The 21,768-nt window shown below is 50.6% G+C and carries 11 protein-coding genes and 1 pseudogene; 7 read left to right on the top strand and 5 right to left on the bottom strand.

Annotated features, from left to right (window positions below):
• Window positions 1–455 precede the first annotated feature (455 nt).
• On the bottom strand, window positions 456–569 hold the full coding sequence (locus tag LQV63_RS31975) for a putative holin-like toxin (RefSeq protein WP_157259650.1): 114 nt from the start codon (window positions 567–569) through the stop codon (window positions 456–458).
• Between the two features lie 674 nt (window positions 570–1,243).
• On the opposite strand from LQV63_RS31975, the gene tkt reads away from it, so the two are divergent.
• Complete coding sequence (gene tkt / locus LQV63_RS05650; protein ID WP_233695977.1) at window positions 1,244–3,262, top strand: transketolase; 2,019 nt, start codon at window positions 1,244–1,246, stop codon at window positions 3,260–3,262.
• Window positions 3,263–3,437: 175 nt separating this feature from the next.
• Here tkt and LQV63_RS05645 read toward each other — a convergent pair whose 3' ends face one another.
• On the bottom strand, window positions 3,438–4,754 hold the full coding sequence (locus LQV63_RS05645) for an esterase/lipase family protein (protein ID WP_233695976.1): 1,317 nt from the start codon (window positions 4,752–4,754) through the stop codon (window positions 3,438–3,440).
• 361 nt (window positions 4,755–5,115) lie between these two features.
• Here LQV63_RS05645 and rarD point away from each other — a divergent pair, with 361 nt between their 5' ends.
• Entirely contained in the window at window positions 5,116–6,051 is a 936-nt protein-coding gene (rarD, locus tag LQV63_RS05640) for an EamA family transporter RarD (protein ID WP_019423014.1), read from the top strand.
• Between the two features lie 193 nt (window positions 6,052–6,244).
• On the opposite strand, the gene LQV63_RS05635 is transcribed toward rarD, so the two are convergent.
• On the bottom strand, window positions 6,245–7,138 hold the full coding sequence (locus LQV63_RS05635) for an NAD(P)-dependent oxidoreductase (protein ID WP_233695975.1): 894 nt from the start codon (window positions 7,136–7,138) through the stop codon (window positions 6,245–6,247).
• A 276-nt stretch (window positions 7,139–7,414) separates the two neighbouring features.
• Here LQV63_RS05635 and LQV63_RS05630 point away from each other — a divergent pair, with 276 nt between their 5' ends.
• The 5 genes from LQV63_RS05630 to LQV63_RS05610 all read left to right on the top strand — a co-directional run bounded on the left by LQV63_RS05630 (window position 7,415) and on the right by LQV63_RS05610 (window position 19,882).
• Window positions 7,415–8,770, top strand: coding sequence for a glucose-6-phosphate isomerase (locus LQV63_RS05630; protein ID WP_019423016.1), 1,356 nt, complete (start codon window positions 7,415–7,417; stop codon window positions 8,768–8,770).
• Between the two features lie 102 nt (window positions 8,771–8,872).
• Window positions 8,873–9,505, top strand: a complete 633-nt coding sequence (locus LQV63_RS05625) for a YigZ family protein (RefSeq protein ID WP_233695974.1) — start codon at window positions 8,873–8,875, stop codon at window positions 9,503–9,505.
• 14 nt (window positions 9,506–9,519) lie between these two features.
• On the top strand, window positions 9,520–10,122 hold the full coding sequence (locus LQV63_RS05620) for a TetR/AcrR family transcriptional regulator (protein ID WP_019423018.1): 603 nt from the start codon (window positions 9,520–9,522) through the stop codon (window positions 10,120–10,122).
• Window positions 10,123–10,539: 417 nt separating this feature from the next.
• Window positions 10,540–11,172 carry a hypothetical protein gene (locus LQV63_RS05615; protein ID WP_233695973.1) on the top strand — a complete coding sequence of 211 codons (633 nt, stop codon included), beginning with the start codon at window positions 10,540–10,542 and terminating at the stop codon, window positions 11,170–11,172.
• 127 nt (window positions 11,173–11,299) lie between these two features.
• Window positions 11,300–19,882: a GH36-type glycosyl hydrolase domain-containing protein gene (locus LQV63_RS05610; RefSeq protein ID WP_233695972.1), complete on the top strand. Its 8,583-nt coding sequence runs from the start codon at window positions 11,300–11,302 to the stop codon at window positions 19,880–19,882.
• Between the two features lie 332 nt (window positions 19,883–20,214).
• Here the strand turns inward: LQV63_RS05610 and LQV63_RS05605 are convergent, their stop codons facing one another.
• Together LQV63_RS05605 and LQV63_RS05600 are read right to left on the bottom strand one after the other, a co-directional pair.
• Complete coding sequence (locus tag LQV63_RS05605; protein ID WP_267933917.1) at window positions 20,215–20,721, bottom strand: DUF4825 domain-containing protein; 507 nt, start codon at window positions 20,719–20,721, stop codon at window positions 20,215–20,217.
• Window positions 20,722–20,763: 42 nt separating this feature from the next.
• Window positions 20,764–21,571 (bottom strand): annotated as a pseudogene (locus LQV63_RS05600) (IS1595 family transposase).
• Window positions 21,572–21,768: the final 197 nt, after the last annotated feature.

The raw sequence follows: 21,768 nt of genomic DNA, 5'->3' as shown, positions 1-21,768 counted from the left end.
GAGTCGGTTTGTAAAGTACCAAATAAATGGAAGTGCATACGCTCCGGTTCGAGCACTGGGCGAAATGGAACGGGAAGAAAAAGAAGGCATCCGTTCACAAAAAATAGGACATGGTGTATGCTGGAAATGAATCTGACGGTGAAGCAGATTCTGGAACCCTCTAAGAGCCGCTGAGGAAAGTATCCCGCGGTTCTTTTATAAATCCCCATTGTAAGCCTGAAGTGGCAATTACGAAGAGGGCGCTGGTGTGAGCATTTAGATGGTACCAGCTCTTAGATGAGCACGGGACTTGAAAAACATAATGTTTTTCAAGTTTACGTTTGGAAAGCAAAATGCTATCATATAATTATAAAAGGAGCCGTGCGGTAACACGACTCCAGTGCAATAGCCGCTTTTAAGGGCGGCAGGCTACGGAAGTAACACGAAATAGACCGCGTACCTTTCGCGAGGGCGGTCTATTTCTTTTTGTGCAGGTATATAAGCAGCGTTATGATCAACGTCAGTAACGCGAATATCCAAAGTCCAAATTGGAACATAACGGATAGTGCTTCGTATACGCTCACTAGCATCACCTCCCTTCCGGGAGATTAGCCGACCGCCCATAAAGCCATTCTATTGCCTATTTATCATACCATATTTTTCTTGAACGAGTGATTAATATCTCTTTGAGCGAAAAAATGAGTAAAGCCGTAGGATAAATCCCACGGCTCTTTTTGCACTACTTTATATTAGAGAATTCTTGTATCAGGAGATAAAGTAGCAACCACAGTAAGTTGTCCTGGTTTAAGTGCAGTCAGATTACCATACTTATCTAAATGAACAATATCAATAGGGCCGGCACCTATCCAGAAATTAGACCCAGATAGCGACCTCCCTCTCCAACTCTTAAATTCATACGGACAACGAGATCATCTGTTGCCGCAACAAAACTTTAGCAGGAGAAAAATTTTTCGAATAACCAATTATCTTTACCTAGGTAAAGATTTGGGATATGCATGCAGCAGAATTTGATGGTATAACAGGTTCAATTCGGATAGGGTGGATTATCATGACAGTAGAATGATGCTGCTTCCAGCTGAGGAGCGATGCTGCACGTATTTTTTACTACGTTAAAGTGGCATCGAAAGGTGAGTAATGGTACAATAATGCAAAATGGGGCAGAGTACAAGTTGAGCATTACGCATTCTCAATTCATCCTAAATATCAACTTGTGAAGAGCAGGAGTCTAAGGAGGAAATCAGCAATGACTGTAAATCAAACTAACATCGATCAGCTTTCGGTATCGGCTATCCGTACGTTGGCTATCGATGCAATTGAGAAAGCGAAATCGGGACATCCTGGTATGCCAATGGGCGCCGCACCGATGGGGTATCACTTGTTCGCGAAAGCGATGACGCACAATCCTTCCAATCCGACATGGATCAACCGCGACCGCTTTGTGTTGTCAGCAGGTCATGGGTCTATGTTATTGTATAGCTTACTGCACCTTAGCGGCTATGGTCTTCCGATGGAAGAGATTAAAAATTTCCGCCAATGGGGCAGCAAGACTCCAGGGCACCCCGAGTTCGGACATACGGCCGGAGTTGACGCAACGACTGGTCCACTGGGACAAGGGATTGCGATGGCCGTCGGTATGGCCATGGCTGAAGCGCAATTGGGCGCCACATATAACCGTGACGAATATAATGTAATCGACCATCATACGTTTGCCATTTGTGGCGACGGTGACATGATGGAAGGTGTGGCAAGCGAAGCGGCATCGCTCGCAGGCCATTTGAAGTTAGGCAAATTAATCGTGCTTTACGATTCGAATGATATTACGCTTGACGGAGAAGCCAATCTCTCCTTCAGCGAAAACGTACGCCAGCGTTATGAAGCGTATGGCTGGCATACGCTGCTTGTGGAAGATGGCAACGACTTGGCTGCTATCTCTCAAGCAGTGGAACTGGCGAAGACAGAACACAACAAGCCGACCCTAATCGAGGTGAAGACGGTTATCGGTTTTGGCAGCCCGAACAAGCAGGGCAAGGGCGGTCACGGCGGAACGCACGGCTCGCCGCTTGGTGCAGATGAAACGAAGCTGACCAAAGCATTCTACAATTGGGAACACGAAGACTTCTTCGTGCCGGAGGAAGTGTACGCTCACTTCGAACAGAATGTGAAAAATAAAGGTGTACAAGCCAATGAGGCTTGGAATAAGCAGTTCGAGCAATACGCGCAAGCGTATCCGGACTTGGCTGCGCAGTTCAACACAGCGATTAGCGGCCAACTGCCTGACAATTGGGATACTGACTTGCCAACGTACACATCCAGCGACAAAGCGGTTTCAACTCGCGTCGCTTCCGGTAACGCGTTAAACGGTCTGGCGAAAAACATTCCATTCTTGACGGGCGGATCTGCTGACTTGGAAAGCTCGACGATGACCCATCTGAACGACCTGCCTACGTTCCGCCCTGGCCAATACGAAGGCCGCAACCTGTACTTCGGTGTGCGCGAATTCGCGATGGCTGCTGCGATGAACGGTATGGCGCTGCACGGCGGCGTTAAAGTGTTCGGCGGCACGTTCTTTGTATTCACAGACTATCTGCGTCCAGCTGTGCGCTTGTCCTCCATTATGGGCTTGCCTGTAACTTATGTATTGACGCATGACAGTATCGCTGTCGGCGAAGACGGTCCTACTCATGAACCGATTGAGCAACTTGCATCCGTTCGTATCATTCCGGGCGTGACGGTTATCCGTCCTGCCGATGGCAACGAGACATCTGCCGCATGGGCGTACTCGCTGCAGAACACAAGCAATCCGGTAGTGCTTGTGCTGACTCGTCAGAACCTGCCAATTTTGGAGGCTACTGCAGAGGGTGCCCGCGAAGGCATCGCTCGCGGTGCGTATGTCGTGGCTGACGCTGCGGACGGCAAGCCGCAAGCGCAAATCATCGCAACAGGCTCCGAGGTTCAATTGGCAGTGCGCGCGCAGCAAGCATTGGCTGAAGAAGGCATTCAAGTTCGTGTCATCAGCATGCCAAGCTGGGATCTGTTCGAAAAGCAATCGAAGGAATACAAAGATTCCGTATTGCTTCCAGGGGTGAAAGCGCGTCTCGCTGTAGAAATGGCTTCTCCATTCGGTTGGGAACGTTATGTTGGCGACCAAGGCGACATACTTGGCATCTCGACGTTCGGCGCATCCGCACCTGGAGACCGCGTCATGAGCGAGTATGGCTTTACAGTGGAGAATGTTGTCAGCCGCGTGAAAGCTTTGCTGTAACGCTCAACGCTTGCAATTGAAATACTTCTCCACGCATGCTGTAACTGTAATGCTTGCAGAGATGTATAATCAGCACAGCATAATGTGATATGTGTAAGACCGCTACAACGGGCGGTAAACAGACTGATGTCTGATGCCCGTTGCAGCGGTCTTTTTTTTGGCTTGGCCGTTCGTGTTAATCAGCCGGCAAAGATCCGAGCATATCAGCTATATCGCGGTACCATCCGCGCGTATCTTTTGTCCCAAGCCCAACAGTATCCGCATGATCCCAAGATTCCATTAATCCGAGATAATTCCATTTCCCGATTTGCGGTTTCCCGCTGTAAGCAACGATTTGATCGTTTGATCCATTTCTCGGTCCGCTCATTGAAATCGTATTGACCAAACCATCATTTTGCCACCATTCATGATCGATTGTTACGCGCCCAGGGATATCAGAGGTATAAGAGCCCATAAAAAAGCTGGATGGGTGCAAAAAAGGATTCATGAATAATTTCGGCACATGCCGCCCCCAGAACGGCACTTCGAATGTTTTCTCCGCCGCCGCCGAGAAATAGTAGACGTGTGGCTGCGCCCTTGCCCGTTCGTTGAATTCTTTTGCGCCATCTGGACTTAGATCCCATTGGGAAATATCCTTAGAGGTTCTCCAAATGCCGCTGTTGTAGATGCGTGAGGAATAACTGAGAAACGACTCCTCAGGTAATCTTTTCAGACCCCATTGATCCAATTTAAAATCATAAACGGGATGCTCCAAATTACCGGCTACTGCGGCGGCCAATCCTATGATTTGTTGTGCATAGGGAGCGATTCCATCAATAAAATGCGTTAAACTGGTACCGTCATGCGGAGAGGCGATGGCAACAAGGCTGCTCACGAGCGATTCCTGTGTGTTACTGAATAGTGACGATAAACTGAATTCCGGGGTGACATCACGTTCCGAAGCGTCTCCGTCCTGAAGCAATTGTATTAACAAACGTGCGGTTTGTCCCCCTTGGCTATGGGCGATCAAATGTATTCGCTTAGGTATTCCGGTGTCCGGCTCGATCTCTCCCCACTCAGGGTACAACCCCTCATACGTTCTTCCATATCGCGCATGATTGTACAAGCTCGAGTGGGCCTCTCCATAATCCACGGTCCCTCCTTTAATCTGCGCATACAGCTCGCAGGCCCGATCCCAGTTGCTCGAAACAGGCCCTACCGCGGCAGTGAAGACGGAATAGCCGTAATGGCGTAAATCTTCTTGGATATCGCTGAATCCGCCCCAGTACTTAAAACCAAGCATCTCCTCCCTTCCCCATCCCCCAAACCCGTGTACAAGCACGATCGGATAATCATTTTGACTGCTCCCGTGAATCATATCCTGCAGCAGGCTCATGTCTGTAAATTCATTTTTGAATTCACTGGTTTGCACGTGGGCATTTAATAAGTTCGCATTTGATAGGGAGTAAAAAAGAATAAAGAATATAACACAAAGCGACAGTCTGCGGTTCATAAACAGGCCCCCTCCTTGTCAGAGTTTAAAAAACTCTGCTATTCTTTTCTGTGATTATGCTGCTAGAGTCATTCATACAGGACACCAGAGGAACGTACGTCTCGATGATGCGGCAAGACAGGCGATATTTCGAGGAGTATCTTCATTCGTAACTTTATTTCCTAATAACACCTCCTAATTCTCTTTATAGGAAAATATTACTATTTTAGTCTTGTGTTTACAACCATATTTGAGCAAAATGATATGGGAAATACCAAATAAAAATGATAGGCTTACAAAATACTCCCCAGTTATATCTAAATTTTGATATAGTAGAAGGAGATTTTTTAGATGAACATCTAGGGTAGAGCGAGGGATAGCAATGAAAATAAAGCAAAGCCAGAATTCCATGGGGGTGCTGGCAACGGGTTTGTCCTATCTTTTATGGGGTATTCTGCCCATTTATTGGAAATCGGTTGGATCCGTTCCTGCCGGAGAGGTGTTGGCTCACCGAATCATTTGGTCATTGGTGTTTATGCTCCTTATTCTTTTGCTTCTAGGAAAACTAAAGATGGTAGCCACAGAAATGAAATACGTGTTTACCCATAAAAAACAGGCCATGAGCATGATTTTGGCCTCGGTTTTGATCAGCATCAATTGGCTGGTTTTTATTTTTGCAGTAGAGAGTAATCAAGTGGTTGAAGCGAGCCTTGGGTATTATATTAATCCTCTGCTAAATGTCTTCCTTGCCACATTCTTCTTGAAGGAACGCTTAAACAAGGCTGAGTGGGTATCCGTTGCTATTGCGGCAGGCGGTGTGTTGTGTTTGACCTTGTATTACGGAACCTTCCCTTGGGCCGCGTTAACCTTGGCTTCCACCTTCGGATTTTATGGCTTGATTAAAAAGAAGGTCTCCATTGGAGCGTGGACGGGACTGACGATTGAAACACTCATCATGACGCCATTTGCCCTTATTTTTCTGTTCTTTTTCGACCACAGCTCCGTCTCTTTATGGGAAAGGGATGTATCGATTATCTTGCTGCTGATGGGGGCAGGCGTTGTGACAGCCATCCCTTTGCTGTTATTTGCCGCTGGGGCCAAACGAATTTCCTTCACGCTGCTAGGCTTTCTTCAATATATCGCGCCGACGATCATGCTGCTTTTGGGGTTGTTTTTGTTTCATGAGCCCTTTAGCACACCGCAATTGCTGGCGTTTATGCTGATTTGGCTCGCTCTTCTTATTTTTTCATTTTCCCGTTCAAGGGAAATCTTGCTAAGAAGAAGATTGAAAAGCAAGCTTGATATCCAGAAGATGTAAAAGGAAACCATACACAGGAATGAGCGCGTGACGGCTTCTTCTGAAGGAATGGGAGAGTGGGCATAAGGACTGATTAAAGAGAGGCATGCTGTGGAAGAGATGAATGTTGCAGCTTTCTGTGACATAAAACAAGGGAGTGGCGGATTTCCCCCGCTCACTCCCTTTCATCATGGACCTACTGCCGATAAGCAGCTTACTTGTTTTGCCCGATGGCATGTCCAATCCATTGCTCATACATTTTCACGACAGAGCACAGGTCTTTCTCGCCGAAGCCAGCGGTTCGTCCCATTTGGAACAAATTCTTGGCGGCATCGAGCATTGGAGAAGGGGACTGCATGTCCTCCGTCAAAACGGATGCGAGCTTCAAATCCTTGAGCATCAATTGCAGCGAGAATTGATTGTCGAAGTCGCCCGCGATGATCTTCTCGCCCTTCAGCTCGGCTGCTTTGCTTCCGGCGCTGCCATTCTTGACGACGTCCAAGAAGGCGCTCGGGTTAACTCCAGCTTTGGCGACGATAGAGAAACCCTCGGCCAGCGCGGCATTGTTGATGCCTACGATCGTATTGTGGGCGAGCTTCGTAATTGAGCCGCTGCCTGTAGGCCCCATATGGACGATTTTGCGTCCCATCGCTTCTAAGACAGGCATGGCGGCTTGAAGCGCTTCCGCGTCTCCGCCGACCATGAAGACGAGCGTGCCGTCGACAGCAGCCGGCTTGCTGCCGGTAACCGGCGCATCGAGGAACTGCGCGCCGCGCTGTTGGCAGTCGTCAGCCAAACGCTTCACGAGCACAGGAGAAATCGTGCTGCAATCGATAATAATCTGGCCTTCTCGAATGTTTGTCATCAGGCCATCTGTGCCATAATAGATTGCATCTATCGAGCGGTCATCGCTTACCATCGTGATGACGACATCGGCATGCCCGGCCGCTTCTTGCGGCGTGGAGGCCGCCGCAGCGCCTAGAGCTTGCAACGGCTTAGCCTTCTCTGGCGTACGGTTATACACCGTCACGGCAAATCCTGTTCGAATCAAATTCGCGGCCATCGGCGCTCCCATTGTTCCCAATCCCAATACTGCTACGTTATTCACACGGTTCACCTCGCGTTAGTGTAAACTGATTGTCTGATGATAGTGTACCATACTCGGAAGAAGCGCGGGGACACATCGAAGCGGCGGTATTTTTTTTGCCTGATAGCGCATTCATACTTGATTTTGTGCAATGCTATAAATATGTTTTATCGTGTAAACCTTTTCAATAAGATGCGTTCCCTTGTGTTTCCGTCCAAAATCCAGTATTCTAGGACTATATCTTGATTTTCGTGGGTTAAAGTGGCAAAGTCAACCAATACTCGAGGAGGGTGTACGATGACAAAAAAAGTGCACTTTGATTACAGCAAGGCGTTGACGTTCGTTAGTCAGCATGAAATTGATTATTTTAAAGAGCCCATTCGCTTGGCGCATGAGCAATTACATAATAAGACAGGCACAGGTTCCGACTTCTTAGGTTGGATCGATCTGCCTTCCGCGTATGACAAAGAGGAGTTCGCACGCATTAAAGCGGCTTCCGAGCGCATTCAGTCCAATTCCGATGTGCTGATTGTCATCGGTATCGGCGGGTCATACTTAGGCGCGCGCGCTGCGATTGAGATGCTTGGACATTCCTTCTATAACATGCTGCCGAAGGACAAGCGTAAGACGCCAGAAATTTATTTCGCTGGCAACAACATCAGCTCGACTTATATTACGCATCTGCTTGAGCTGATTGATGGCAAAGATTTCTCAGTCAACGTCATCTCCAAGTCAGGCACGACGACAGAACCAGCGATTGCATTCCGTATCTTCCGTGAATTGCTGGAGAAGAAATACGGCAAAGAAGAAGCGAAGAACCGCATCTATGCAACGACGGACCGGGAGAAAGGCGCGCTCAAGAAGCTGGCAACAGAAGAAGGCTACGAGACGTTCGTTATTCCGGACGACGTTGGCGGACGGTACTCCGTACTTACTGCTGTAGGCCTATTGCCAATTGCGGCTGCAGGCATTAATATTGACGAAATGATGCAAGGCGCGCAGGATGCAGCTGTAGAGTTTAACAATCCGGATGTGTCGGAAAACTTGAGCTACCAGTATGCGGCTGTGCGCAACGCGTTGTACCGCAAGGGCAAGACTACGGAAATTCTCGTGAACTACGAGCCTGCCCTGCACTATGTGTCTGAATGGTGGAAGCAGCTATACGGTGAGAGCGAAGGGAAAGACAACAAAGGAATTTTTCCGGCGGCAGTCGATTTCTCGACGGATCTTCACTCCATGGGACAATTCATTCAAGAAGGAACGCGCAACTTGTTCGAAACCATCATTCAAGTGGATAAGGTTGCTCATCACGTGACGATTAATGAAGATGCGGACGACTTGGATGGACTGAACTTCTTGGCGGGCAAGACGATGGACTTTGTCAACAAGAAGGCATTTGAAGGCACGATGCTCGCTCATACAGATGGCAACGTTCCGAACTTGATTGTAACAATTCCGGATATGACACCGTATTCGTTCGGTTATTTGGTATACTTCTTTGAAAAAGCATGCGGAATCAGCGGATATTTGCTCGGTGTTAATCCATTTGACCAACCAGGTGTTGAAGCTTACAAGAAAAATATGTTCGCCTTGCTTGGCAAACCAGGCTATGAAGCAGAGAAGGCGGCATTGGAAGCGAGACTGTCCCGTTAATCGGGTCGGCGCCAGTCAACACAGCTAAGATAAGCGACAAGCCGATGAAAGCAGTTCACCGTTATGGGGAACTGCTTTCTTGGCAATAAGAAGGTGAGTCCCTTGTTAGAACGTTACAAGACCGTGCGCCAATTAGGCAGCAAGGAAATAGTCATTAAGAAGTCGCGTTTCATTGGTTACGGAAAACCGGTAACTACCGAACAGGAAGCGATTACATTTATTGAAGATATGAAGAAGAAGCATTGGAATGCAACTCATAACTGCTCCGCATACATTATTGGGGAGCGCGATGAAATCCAGAAGGCGTCGGATGACGGCGAACCAAGCGGAACCGCAGGGAAACCGATCTTGGAAGTGATGAAGAACCAAGGCCTGAAAGATACGGCTATCGTCGTCACGCGCTACTTCGGAGGCATTCTGCTCGGGGCCGGCGGCCTGATACGTGCCTACTCAGACGGTGCCGTAGCAGCGATTGAAGCCGCTGAAGCGATAGAGAACGTATTGCATCAAGAAGTATTTGTCGAAATCGATTATACATGGCTCGGCAAATTGGAAAATGAGTTGCGAAATAAAGAAACGCGGATGGGAGAAACGCAATTTACCGATAAGGTGACACTGACGTGTTTGCCCGTCGTATCCGAGTGCGAGCAGTTTATCGCATGGATGACGGATCTGACGCAAGGTCAGGCTGTAATTCGGAAGGGAGACCCGCTATATTACATTGAAGGGGAATAAGGAGAACAACCGCTATGGCAAGAAAAGCAGTGGATCAAGAGTTATCGCGGGAGCGAATCTTGGAAGTGGCGCGCCATCTGTTCGTTACGAAAGGGTACCGAGCCATCTCCATGCGAAGTATCGGCCAACAATTAGGTTATAGTCATGGTTCGCTTTATTATCATTTTAAAGATAAAGCCGAGCTGTTTTACGCTCTCGTCCAAGAGGATTTCATGCGCCTGGGACGGCTGTTCGAACGTGTTGTCAACCAAGCTCCTTCCGATGGCTTGTCCAAGATGGAGCAAGTGATGATGGAGTTTGTCCGATTTGGACTGGAACACCCTCATCACTATGAGATTATGTTCATGACGCGGGATGAGGAATTGCTTGCCTATGCCCGGACGGAACAGGGGCGCTGTTTAGAGACGTTTTCAACCATCGTAAGACAGTCCCTGACAAGCAATATGCATTCCGATCAAGAGCGCCATAATATTCCGCTCAGTTTATTTCTTGCTATGCACGGATTCATCTCCTTTTATATTCAAGATCAAGTCACCTTTGAAGAGGTCAAACCGGCTGCATTGGCCCATGTTCGATTTCTATGCCGGAGAGCATTGGAATCGGCGCAATCGGCATAATACGATGGTGATTACAACGAACCACATAAAGTCTCCTCACGTTCTCATGCGGCTGCACATATAGTGGCAGCAGCCCAGCCACAGCCGTCATTGGTAAGGATGGGGCTGAATGAACGTGAGGAGGCTTTTTTATGATTGAATATGTGGAACAGGCGCTTCAAATTCCGGTCGGCGGGGGTTGAGCGTTCCCGACTCCGCAGCCTACTCCTCCTTTCGTACGTGGGAGTACGTTGCAATATTGTAAGCTGAATGTAATCCGAATCGCATGACTCTTTCGTTCACATCTTTTATGCTTATAAGGGGACGTGCATGTGTGTCCTGTCTCGCTATCCAGGCGGGCTTAATGCTCAAGGAAGGGGAAAGCGGGGCGCCGCGCGTCTTATATAGGCAAGATAAGGGACAAGGGGAGAAAAACGGATGAACAAAACAGCGGTGCTGCTCGCGGGAACCGTAATCATATGCCTTGTGCTAACGGGATGCGGACAAGCGGTGACAGATACGTACCATCAAGTAAGCGAAACAGTCAAAGCGTACGGTAAGGAGAAAGCGATCGACAAAAGCAGGATGCAGCAATTAGCCGTTAATGGATTGAAGCGGTATTTTGATCTCTCGATCGATATCGGACAGTGGAACATGAAGTATGGCTTCACCAGACGCATGGGAGGCTCCGGGAAACGCAAGGCATGCCCCGGTCATGTCATGTTTGTCGGCTTACCGAAACAAGCAGCATCCGCAGGGGGAATCGAACGTTTTTACGGTGAATTGGATTTGAAAACAGGTGACTTTTACGAACTCGGTGTATCGCGCAAGACGATGAAGTCGCCGCCAGCGAGAACGGAAATGAAGCGCTTGGAATCAGAAGCCCGTCATTATGTGGTGCAGCAGCTGCACGCCTCGGCGGGAGAATTGGAGTTGCTCTCTAGCGAACGTGCATTGCGACATGATATTTCACATGTTGTATTTAGAAATAAACGCAGCAACGCGACTTACGATATCGGCATCGAGCCCACACAGGGGCGGGTCGTATCCTTTGTCATCGCGAAGCGATAAAACCTGAGGATGTTTCATATCTTCGGGTTTTTTAATATCTATTTTCATACAATCCCATAAAATCATTGCCTTTCGGAAATCATATGAAAACGTGGAATCTTAATTAAATTGATTTTCGGAGGCCCTAATGGTTGATAATCGTGATGAACTTCGCCACAAAGCACGCGAGCTGGCGTTACAGCATGCACCAAAACGAAGCGACCGCTCTCGCACAAGTCTGTTGAAGCTAATAGAAGCAGATTTGGAATCGCTGCGAGCGTTTGCTAACCATCTGCAGCTTCATCCAGCAAGCTGCACCCAGCCTGCAGAGGATTGGCTGCTTGATAATATTGAATTTATCGGAGATCAAGTAAAAGGTGTGCAGCAGCACTTCACCGGGGCGCTGCTAGACAATTTGCCTTATTTGCGCAAGGAGCGCAAATATCGCATTCAATCGATTTGCGGTGAATATATCGCGCTCGTTGATGGCGTGCTGGATGAAACGTCTCTCGTTGAGTTTGTGAATGCCTATCAGGAAGTGTCGGTTCTGACCGTTGCGGAAGCGTGGTCAATCCCTCTTTTCCTGCGCCTTGCGCTCATTCATCAGCTCACGGATGTCATGCTTCAGGTGCAAGATAGAAGAGCAATCTGCATGGACGTCGAACGGCTGCTCGGACAGTTCGAACCCGGCGCGTGGAATACCGAATCGCTCGGCGCCAAGCTGGAGGAGGAGGGGCAGTCCTTCCCTCTATCCGGGGCATGGGCAGTCCATTTAATATCCCATCTGCGTGAGTGGGCCGACCATACCGCTTCCGTACGGGAATGGTTGATCTGCCAGTTCGAAAACGGGGGTCGGGATCTGGACCAAATTGTTACGTATGAGCAGCAGCTGCAGGCATCTTATCAACGGAAGGCAGGTCATCTCATCAGCGGCCTGCGGAAGAACGAGCGCTGGTCGTGGGAGGACGCATTCGTTCACATCAGCTTGGTGGAGCAAACCCTTCGTCAAGACCGGACAGATACGTATCCGAAGCTGGATGCGGGCAGCCGAGGAACGATCCGTCACCGGGTGGAAGTATTGGCCCGGCGGCTCGGGGTACAGGAGAATCTGATTGCACGGGAAGCGCTTGTGCTTGCGGAGCAAGCTCCTGCCATGCCAGTGGGAATGGCGGTGGAATCAATATCGGCAGAACAGGCGAGTCCAACGGAAACGTCGAGCGCATCGACTGTATCGACTGCCGATCTTATGCCACGGCGTTCGTTCTTGGCCTATTACCTATTCGAGCCCCGAGGAGTAAGCGAGCTCCAACGCTCCTTGAAGAAATGCAGCAAGCCCCGGCCGCTGCCTGGTAACCGGCTCTTGGGCCGTGGCAAGACATCCTATATGACGCTGCTCGCTTGTCTGTTTGCGGCATTCTGGATTGCCTTGGCGTTCATCATTGGCGGGGGGCAGGGAATCACTCCATGGGGCTGGCTTATCGTTGTGTTGGCCTTGGCGCTCCCGGCCAGCGAATGGGCGGTGACAGGTCTTCACTTTATTATCGAATGCGCCATTCGTCCGAATACGCTGCTGCGCTACGATTTCTCTGCCGGAGTGCCGGCTGAAGCCGCGACGATGGTCGTTATACCAGTCATTTGGTCTTCCCATGAAGAAGTGGACGAGATGGTGGACCGCCTTGAAATCCATTACTTAGCGAATCGGAGTCCCCATATCCATTATGCGATCCTGGGGGATTTTACGGACTCCCGTCTGGAAAGGCTTCCCGAGGATGACAGATTGGCCGCTTATGCCAAAGGGAAGATGGAAATGCTCTGTAAGCGATATTCAAGCTCGAATGAAACGACGTTTCATCTCTATCAGCGCAGCAGACGGTGGAATCCTGGCGAAGAAGTGTACATGGGCTGGGAACGGAAGCGCGGCAAGCTTGTGGAATTCGTCGAGCTGCTGAAGGGCAGCAACGAGACAAGCTACGACTATACATACGGAAATACCGCGGTGCTGCCGCGCATCCGCTACATTATCACGCTGGATGCGGATACTCAGCTTCCGTTGGAAAGCGCCCATCGCATGATTGGAGCCCTGCATCTGCCTTATAACAGACCCCGTCTGAATGAGCAACGCTCCCGGGTCGTTGAAGGATATGGGGTGCTTCAACCTCGGATCGGAATCCATCTGGAATCGGCTTTGCAATCGAGGCTTGCCGGTTTATGGTCCGCACCAGGCGTGGATCCGTATTCGTTCGCTGCCTCGGATCCGTATCAGGATGCTTTAGGCGAAGGGATTTTTACCGGGAAGGGCATTTTTGACGTGGATGCATTTGCGGAAACATTGTGTGAACGCATTCCCGAAAACCGGGTGCTGAGCCATGATCTGCTCGAAGGAGGATTTTTACGGGCAGGCTTGCTGACGGATGTTGAGCTTATCGATGATCATCCCGTCAAGTTCATCGCTTATCAGAAGCGGCTTCACCGTTGGGTACGTGGAGATTGGCAGCTGCTCGGCTGGCTTTTTCCCCAGATGGAGAGCCGCCGCGGCGAACTACTGCCCGTTGACTTGTCCTTCATTACGCGCTGGCAAATTATCGATAACCTGCGGCGCAGCCTGCTGCCGATCGCCTTATTCGCGCTGCTGCTCGGTTTCACCGTCCTTCCTGGCACGCCTTGGAGGTGGCTGGCCGTTGTGCTTGCGACGATGCTCATTCCCATCGTGCGTCAATTGGTGAATCTGCCTAGAACGGGATGGCATCCAAGGGGAATAGGGATGGCGGCGGCTCATGCGGGGCTCGTCTTGCTTGCCTTGCCTTTCCAAGCGGTGCTGATGGCTGATGCCATCGCCAGAACCTTGTACCGGTTATCAATCAGCAATCGCCGCTTGCTGGAGTGGACGAGTTCTTCGCACATCGAGCGCAGCAATCGGGAGAATGTACATCCGCCCCTCCTGGGGATGACGGCGGGTTATGTGCTTGTGCTGCTCGTAGCTGCTGCTTCCATACTGCAGCCGGATCCATACATAGCGGGTATTGGCTTGGCTCTATGCCTGCTCTGGGCAATGGCCCCGGTAGTCATCCGCTGGCTGGACCAAGCGGAACCGGAGGAGCGCGAACCCTTGTCCGTGCACGACGAACGTGATCTGCGGGAGCTGGCTCGGCAAATCTGGGCGTTCTATGAGGATTATACGGTGGCCGAAGACCATTGGCTCCCTCCGGATAATGTGCAGCTCGATCCGCTCAATGGGGTCGCGCACCGTACTTCTCCGACCAATATCGGATTCCTGCTGACTGCGTCATTGACCGCGCGGGACTTCGGATTTATTAACTCGGCCGAGCTTCTGGAGCGTCTGGAACGAACCATCCATACCGTAGAGCAGATGGAGAAGTGGAACGGGCACTTGTTCAACTGGTACGACACGCTTACTCTCAAGCCGCTCATTCCTGTGTATGTGTCCACGGTCGATTCCGGCAACTTTGTGGCCAGCCTCATCACTGTCAAGCAAGGGGTGGCGGAATGGCTGCTGAAGGAATTTTCGGGGAAATCACATTCTGAGCGCAAGCGAATCGATCCATATGGCAGGGATGATCTTCATTTTGAATTTGCGGCGGAACTGGAAAAGCTCAAGCAGGGGGCATCCGACGGGCCGGATCAAATACTGGAACGCGGCCGGGAGCTGTTAGAACGCTTGGAGGCGCTCATTACTGGGACCGATTTCCGACCGCTTTACGATCATAAGGCAAAGCTGTTCGTGCTAGGCTATCATGCCGCCAGCGGAGAGCGTGACGCGGTGTTGTATGACCTCCTCGCGTCGGAAGCGCGACAGACAAGCTTTGTCGCGATCGCGTTGGGGCAAATCTCTGTGTCCCACTGGATGGCGCTCGGGCGGGCCGCTCGCAGTCAAGGCGGACACACGACGCTCGTCTCCTGGTCGGGAACGATGTTCGAATATTTAATGCCGTGGCTCTTGATGCGCACCTATCCAAAAACAATATGGGACAGCACGTATCGGGGCGCAGTTCGTCAGCAGATGGCGTATGCGATGGAACGCGGTGTTCCGTTCGGCATTTCGGAATCGGGATATTATGCCTTCGACTACCAGAAGAACTATCAGTACCGGGCATTCGGTGTTCCCGGCCTCGGCTTCAAGCGGGGGCTGGAGCAGGATTTGGTGCTGGCGCCGTATGCGGCAGTCATGGCGCTTCCATATGCGGTTGCTCAAGGCATGGACAATTTGCGCTGGATGGAGAAGATGGGGGCCCGGGGAAAATACGGTTTCTACGAGGCGATCGACTGCACGCCGGAACGAATGCCGGACGGCAGCAAGGCCGAGATCATTCGCAGCTTCATGGCCCATCATCAGGGAATGAGCCTGCTGACCATCGCAAATATGCTGCATGACCATAATATGATCGAGCGTTTCCATCGGGATAAACGCATTCAGGCGGCCGAATTGCTGCTGCAGGAGCGGATTCCGGCCAAGCCAGCGCAGGTGCGCCTCGAGGCTGTGCCCCGCCAGCGCATTGCGCAGTCGGAGAAGCCACAGGCCTCACCGGTCCGCTTCTATCCGTCTGCCGCTACGCCAGTGCCGGAAGCAGTGATACTGTCCAACGGTTCGTTCACGACCGTGGTCACGAACAGCGGCAGCGGACAGCTGCGGTCTCAAGGGCTGGCCGTATCCAGATGGCGGGAAGACCCGGTGAAGGATGATTGGGGCAGCTATATGTACATTCGGGACGTGCAGCGGGACGAGTGCTGGTCGCCGACTTTTCAGCCTTGCCGCGTGCCATCATCTACTGCTGATGCGCATTTCTCGTTGGAGAAGGCGCTATTCAAGCGGACGGACGGGGAGATGAAGACCACATTGGAAATCGCGGTATCTCCCGATGCCGATGCGGAGATGCGCAAGCTGACGCTGTACCATGCTGGCGCAGACACCCGCACCTTTGAAGTGACCACCTTCCTTGAATTGGCGCTGGCGCGACCAGATGCAGATGCGGCCCATCCCGCGTTCACGAAGCTGTTCATCGAGACGGAGTATGATGCGGAAGCCCGTTGCTTGCTTGCGCGCAAGCGGCCGCGGAGCGAAGGCGAGCAGGCGTTGTGGGCGTTCCACATCTTTACGGATGGAGAGGCGTCCGACACGCCGGAAGTGGAGACGGACCGGGCTCGCTTCATCGGCAGGGGACATACGCTTGCCGCACCGAAGGGATTGCGTTCCCGCTTAGGCGGGGCGGTCGGATCGGTGGCTGATCCGGCGTTCATCATGCGGAGAAGAATTACGCTGCAAGCTGGTGAACGCATTGAGCTGTACGCCGTCACCGGGGTGGCCGAGTCGCGTGAGGAGGCGATTGCGCTTGCGCGGACTTTATCGCGGAAGGCAGAGGCGGAGCGGGTATTTGAGCATGCCTGGACCCATGCCCAAATTGAACTGCATAATATGCAGATGAGCCCAGCCGATGCAGCCGTGTATCATGTGCTTGCGAGTCGTGCGTTATATTCCGCGCCATTGAATATAGAGCAGGAGACGAGCATCGCGGCCAACACGAAGGCCCAATCCGGCTTGTGGGCATATGGCGTATCAGGGGATCGGCCCATCGTGCTTGTCACGATCGCTGATGCGATTCATTTGCCGTTTATCCATAAGCTGTTGTCAGGCCACGAATATTTGCTCCGCAAAGGGCTGTTTCTTGATGTGGTCGTGCTGAACGAAGCGCTCGAAGGATACCAGCAAAATGTGCAGGAGAGCCTGCAGCGCAGCATCGAGCACAGCTTGAACCGTTACCGCACCGATCACGGAAGCGCATATCTCGTAGCGTCGGCTGGATTGCCGGATGAGGATCGCGCTCTGCTGTTCGCTACGGCCCGCGTCGTTCTGCGAGCGGATGGGCCGAGCCTGAAGGCACAGCTGAAGGTGGCGGAGGCGAGCGATCTGGAAGAACACGCTCCGGAAGCACATGAGCCGGAAGCACACCAGTCGGATACGCATGAGTCGGATGCTCTTCAGGAGAATGAAAGCTTGACTGGTATAAACACAAGCAAAAACATAGCAGATGGATGGCGGGACAGGACATTAGTACGAGAGGATGAAATACAGGCAGAGGCGAATCACAAGCCAGTAAGCCAATTGAACGCGAATCCGGGGAAAACGAAGCAGCAGCGCCTTAAAGCAGTGAACACGCAAGCTGATTCCCCTTCATCCATGGTGACTAAGGGCATCGAGCGTCTAGATTCCAAGTCGCTCCTCTTCTTCAACGGATGGGGCGGCTTCTCTCCAGATGGCAGCGAATATCGAATGGTGCTCAAGGATGACCGCTTCCTGCCAGCACCGTGGATTAACGTCATGGCCAATCCACGTTTCGGATGCCTTGTATCCGAGCTGAACACGGGCTATACATGGTGGCGCAACAGCCGGGAATGCAAGCTGACCCCCTGGTCTAACGATCCTGCGCTGGATCCTCGGGGCGAGGCGTGCTATCTCAAAGATGAGCAGAGCGGCGAATATTGGCTCGTCGGCTCTCCCAACAGAGATGTTGGGATGGAAGGGGGAGTTCCATTCGGTGTCGCTCACGGCATGGGGTATTCACGCTATGCTCATGACAGCGGCGGCCTCCATCAGGAGCTGACTGTATTCGTGCCTGTAGACGATCCGATCAAAATTATGAAGCTGCACTTGCGCAACCCGTCAGACGAACAGCGGGAGCTGTCCGTCACGTACTATGCAGAGTGGGTGCTAGGCGTGAATCGTCATAACAACGCCTCGCATATCGTGAGCGAGTGGAACGGATCGGTGCAGGCCTTGATTGCACGCAATACGTACCAGGATACATTCCGCGATGCGACGGCCTTCCTTGCGGTGTATCCCGCAGCATCCGCACAGGATGAACCGTCTGCGGCAGCCGATGCCTCCATACGGGAGACGTCCTGGACGGTGGACAGGCAGGAATTCATCGGACGGAACCGGACGGCGGAGCAACCAGCAGCGCTCGATCGGGACCGATTGTCGGGTGCGGCCGGTCCGGTGAGCGATAGCTGCGGTGCCGTGCAGACCCGTTTTGCCGTCGAACCTGGCGGGGAGCGGACGATTTATATGTTGTTAGGCTGCGACGATTCCGTACAGGCGGCCGAAAAGTGGCTGCGTAAATACCGCGAACCCGCTGCTTGCGAGCAAGCCTATGAAGAGATACGGCAATTTTGGAGCGGGGTGTTGGGAACAGTGGCAGTGTCCACGCCGAGCAAAGAGATGGATATGCTGCTCAACAATTGGCTCCTATATCAATCGCTGTCCTGCAGAATGTGGGCTCGATCGGCCTTCTATCAGGCCGGGGGCGCATATGGCTTCCGGGATCAACTGCAGGACTCCCTTTCCATGCTGCACTGCCGTCCTGATTTGACCCGAGCCCAGATTATCATTCATGCTTCCCACCAGTACAAGGAAGGGGATGTCCAACACTGGTGGCACGAAGAAACGCATCGGGGTATCCGCACCCGTTTCTCCGATGATCTGCTCTGGCTGCCTTATGCCGCGAGCCGGTATTTGGAGCATACGGGAGATGACAGTCTGTTGGAGGAAATCGCTCCTTATTTGCAGAGTGAGCTTCTGCGCGAAGGGGAGCATGAACGATACGAGGAGACGGTCCTATCCGGCGAAACAGGAACGGTCTATGAGCACTGCTTGCGCGTGCTTGACCACAGTCTGGAGCGGTTCGGCGAACATGGCCTGCCTCTCATGGGCATCGGCGACTGGAATGACGGCATGAGCCTCATCGGAGCGGAAGGCCGCGGCGAGAGCGTCTGGCTCGGCTGGTTCATGGGAGATGTGCTGACCCGTTTCGCCGGAGTATGCGAGCGGCGTGGAGACACGGAGCGAGCGGCACGGTACCTTGAAGTCGTCGGCAAGCTAAAAATTGCGCTCAATGAGCACGGCTGGGACGGACAATGGTACCGCAGAGCCTTCACCGATGCGGGGCAATGGCTTGGTTCCGTGCACCAAGCGGAATGCCGGATCGACTCCATCGCCCAGTCCTGGTCGGTTATTTCCGGACTCGCGGAAGCAGACAAGGCCGCGTGGGCCATGAATTCGTTCGACCGTGAGCTTGTGGACCGCAATCTGGAGATGGCCTATATCCTAACACCGCCGTTTAACAAGACGGAACCGAGCCCCGGATACATACAAGGCTATCCGCCTGGCATCCGGGAGAACGGGGGGCAGTATACGCATGGGGTCATATGGAGCATTGTCGCTTGGTCCATGCTTGGCGACGGGGATAAGGCATTTGAGCTGTTCCATATGCTGAACCCGATTACCCATACGATGACTCCGGCCGAGATCAATCGCTACTACGGGGAGCCCTACGTCATGGCGGCCGATATTTATTCGGCAGAGCCCCATAAAGGGCATGCCGGATGGACCTGGTACACAGGCGCAGCGGGTTGGATGTACCAAGCCGGGCTGGAATGGATCCTTGGTATTCGCCGCCGCGGGGACAAGCTGGTTATTAGCCCATGCATTCCGAAAAACTGGCCGGCGTTCTCCGTCCGTTACCGCTATGGGGACGCGGAATATCAGATTCAGGTTAACAATCCAGCTGGCAAGTGCAGTCCGTCCCGTCCTGCTGAGGGTCTGACCAAGCTGGCTATTGATGGGAATGAGCTCAATTTGGAGCAATATTTTGGGGAAGAAGGCCCGTTCATTCCGCTGAGGGATGAACGGGGTGTGCATGAGGTCGAATTGACGTTGTAGCTGTGTAACTGCGAAATGAACAGGGGAGGTTTCCGTGCAATGACATGGATTCGTTAAGTCGCCAAGCGATAGAAGCGGCCTCCCGCCCTGTTTGTTTCTTTTAGCCATCCTTCGGGACGGCTTTTTTGTTTTTAAAGAATGATTTAGTTCTGTGAAGCTATAAAGTGTACTTCATCACTTTACCCTGCTCGAAGAAAGTATGCCTGTTCCCTCTCTTGCCTCACTCTCCCTTTTATTCAGAATGACAACCTTCCTTTTTTTTGGCTCTGTTAAAGTTAGTTATTGATAAAGTCTAAAAATAAGAGTGCTTTTATCCAGAGCACTCTTATTTTTTACTGGTGAAAAAACTGATTAACTGATTCCTCAGACTTCAGGTGTTCCTGTATCAGTTTCTTTAAGTCTTGTTCATTTTCAAACCCATCCAATTTATTGTTGTACCAATCTTGTAATTTCTCTTTTGTTACTGTGAATTCTTGGTCTGGAAATTTGAATGTAATCCAATCTACATTTTTGATTAAAGCAAAAAGAAATGTAGAGTTTGTTATAACAGTTTCTTTCATTTCTTTATCTACTTTTTTCGCATCAATATCTTTGTATTCCAAAGTAATTCCGTATGGTTCTTTCTTGGTCTCAAGTGAAATTTGATTCAACTCTTTGTTATGTGTCAATTCTTTTACGATATTCCCAACAGCACTGTTGTCACCCACATATGAATTCTTATATTGAAACAAATCTGTTTTTGAATCAGCATTTAGACTACATCCACTCAATAATATAATTAGCGATAACAATGAAATAAAATAAATGGTAAACCGCTTCACTATTTCCTCTTCTTTCATCTAATATTTTTCATCTAATTTTATCATATTCAACAAAATCCCTCAAATTACGGAGAATTTAGAGAGACGCAAACTATCATAAGTATCTGTCATTTCAAATACAAATGAAGTTAATAGAAATTCCTTAATATGTTATTTAGTGCTTTCGTTACTACGACTATCGACAAATAAAAACCAAGCAAGGTAATTATCAAGATACTTTGTGTCCACGCCTTTAAAGCGGTCTATCCACTGTTTTAGACGGGAATGGAGACCATTGACATTTTGTGAGAACACAAACTTGTTCGTGGCTTATTCCCCTATGTTTAGACTTTCCCCCACGCTTTCGAGTTTTGCGTTCAGTAATGCCTCATTGTGCCTTTTGGGAGTATAGAAAATAGGTCTCGTCAATTTCAACGATACCTTCAAAACGCTCAAAATCCATTTGTTTCAGAGAGTTTAGCAGTTTATGTCTCCAATAAAAAAGCGTAACCCAAGTAACCCCTACGATTTCAGCCGATTTTCGCAGAGAATATCCTTTGAACATACATTCTACAAATGTAATCCATTCGTTACCTTTTCGTGTGCGATACAAAACAGTGTTGGTTGTGTCAGTAAAAGTTTTGCAACAACATTTACAGCGATACCGTTGCCGACCATTATATTTTCCGAACCGAACAACGTGTTCTGACGAACAATGAGGACACTCAAATCCTTCTTTGAAGCGAGTTTCTCTCATTTCATTGATTAAACGACCACCAGCAGAGGAAGAAGGTTCAACATAGCGTTTAACCCATTGATATACTTGTTCTTTTTTGGTATGTGGTAATTTGTCGATATACTTTAACAAGTTGCTAAACGCTTTGCTCACCTTGATAACCTCCCCGAATACTTGTTCTCATACTGATTATAACAGGATTTCGGACAAGCATTAAATATCAACATTTACCTTTAACAGATCCTTTTTTTTAATAAATGCTGTAGGGCATCCGTGCAATGGTCCATATGTCCAATCTCCCCTGCGGTCAGGAAGGAGAACAGTGAGGATAAGGCATATGCCGTTCAGTA

The sequence above is a fragment of the Paenibacillus profundus genome, from assembly GCF_021369635.1.
Taxonomy (GTDB): domain Bacteria; phylum Bacillota; class Bacilli; order Paenibacillales; family Paenibacillaceae; genus Paenibacillus_B; species Paenibacillus_B profundus.
Note: the sequence above shows the minus strand (reverse complement) of the source record. Positions and strands in the feature narration are given on the sequence as shown.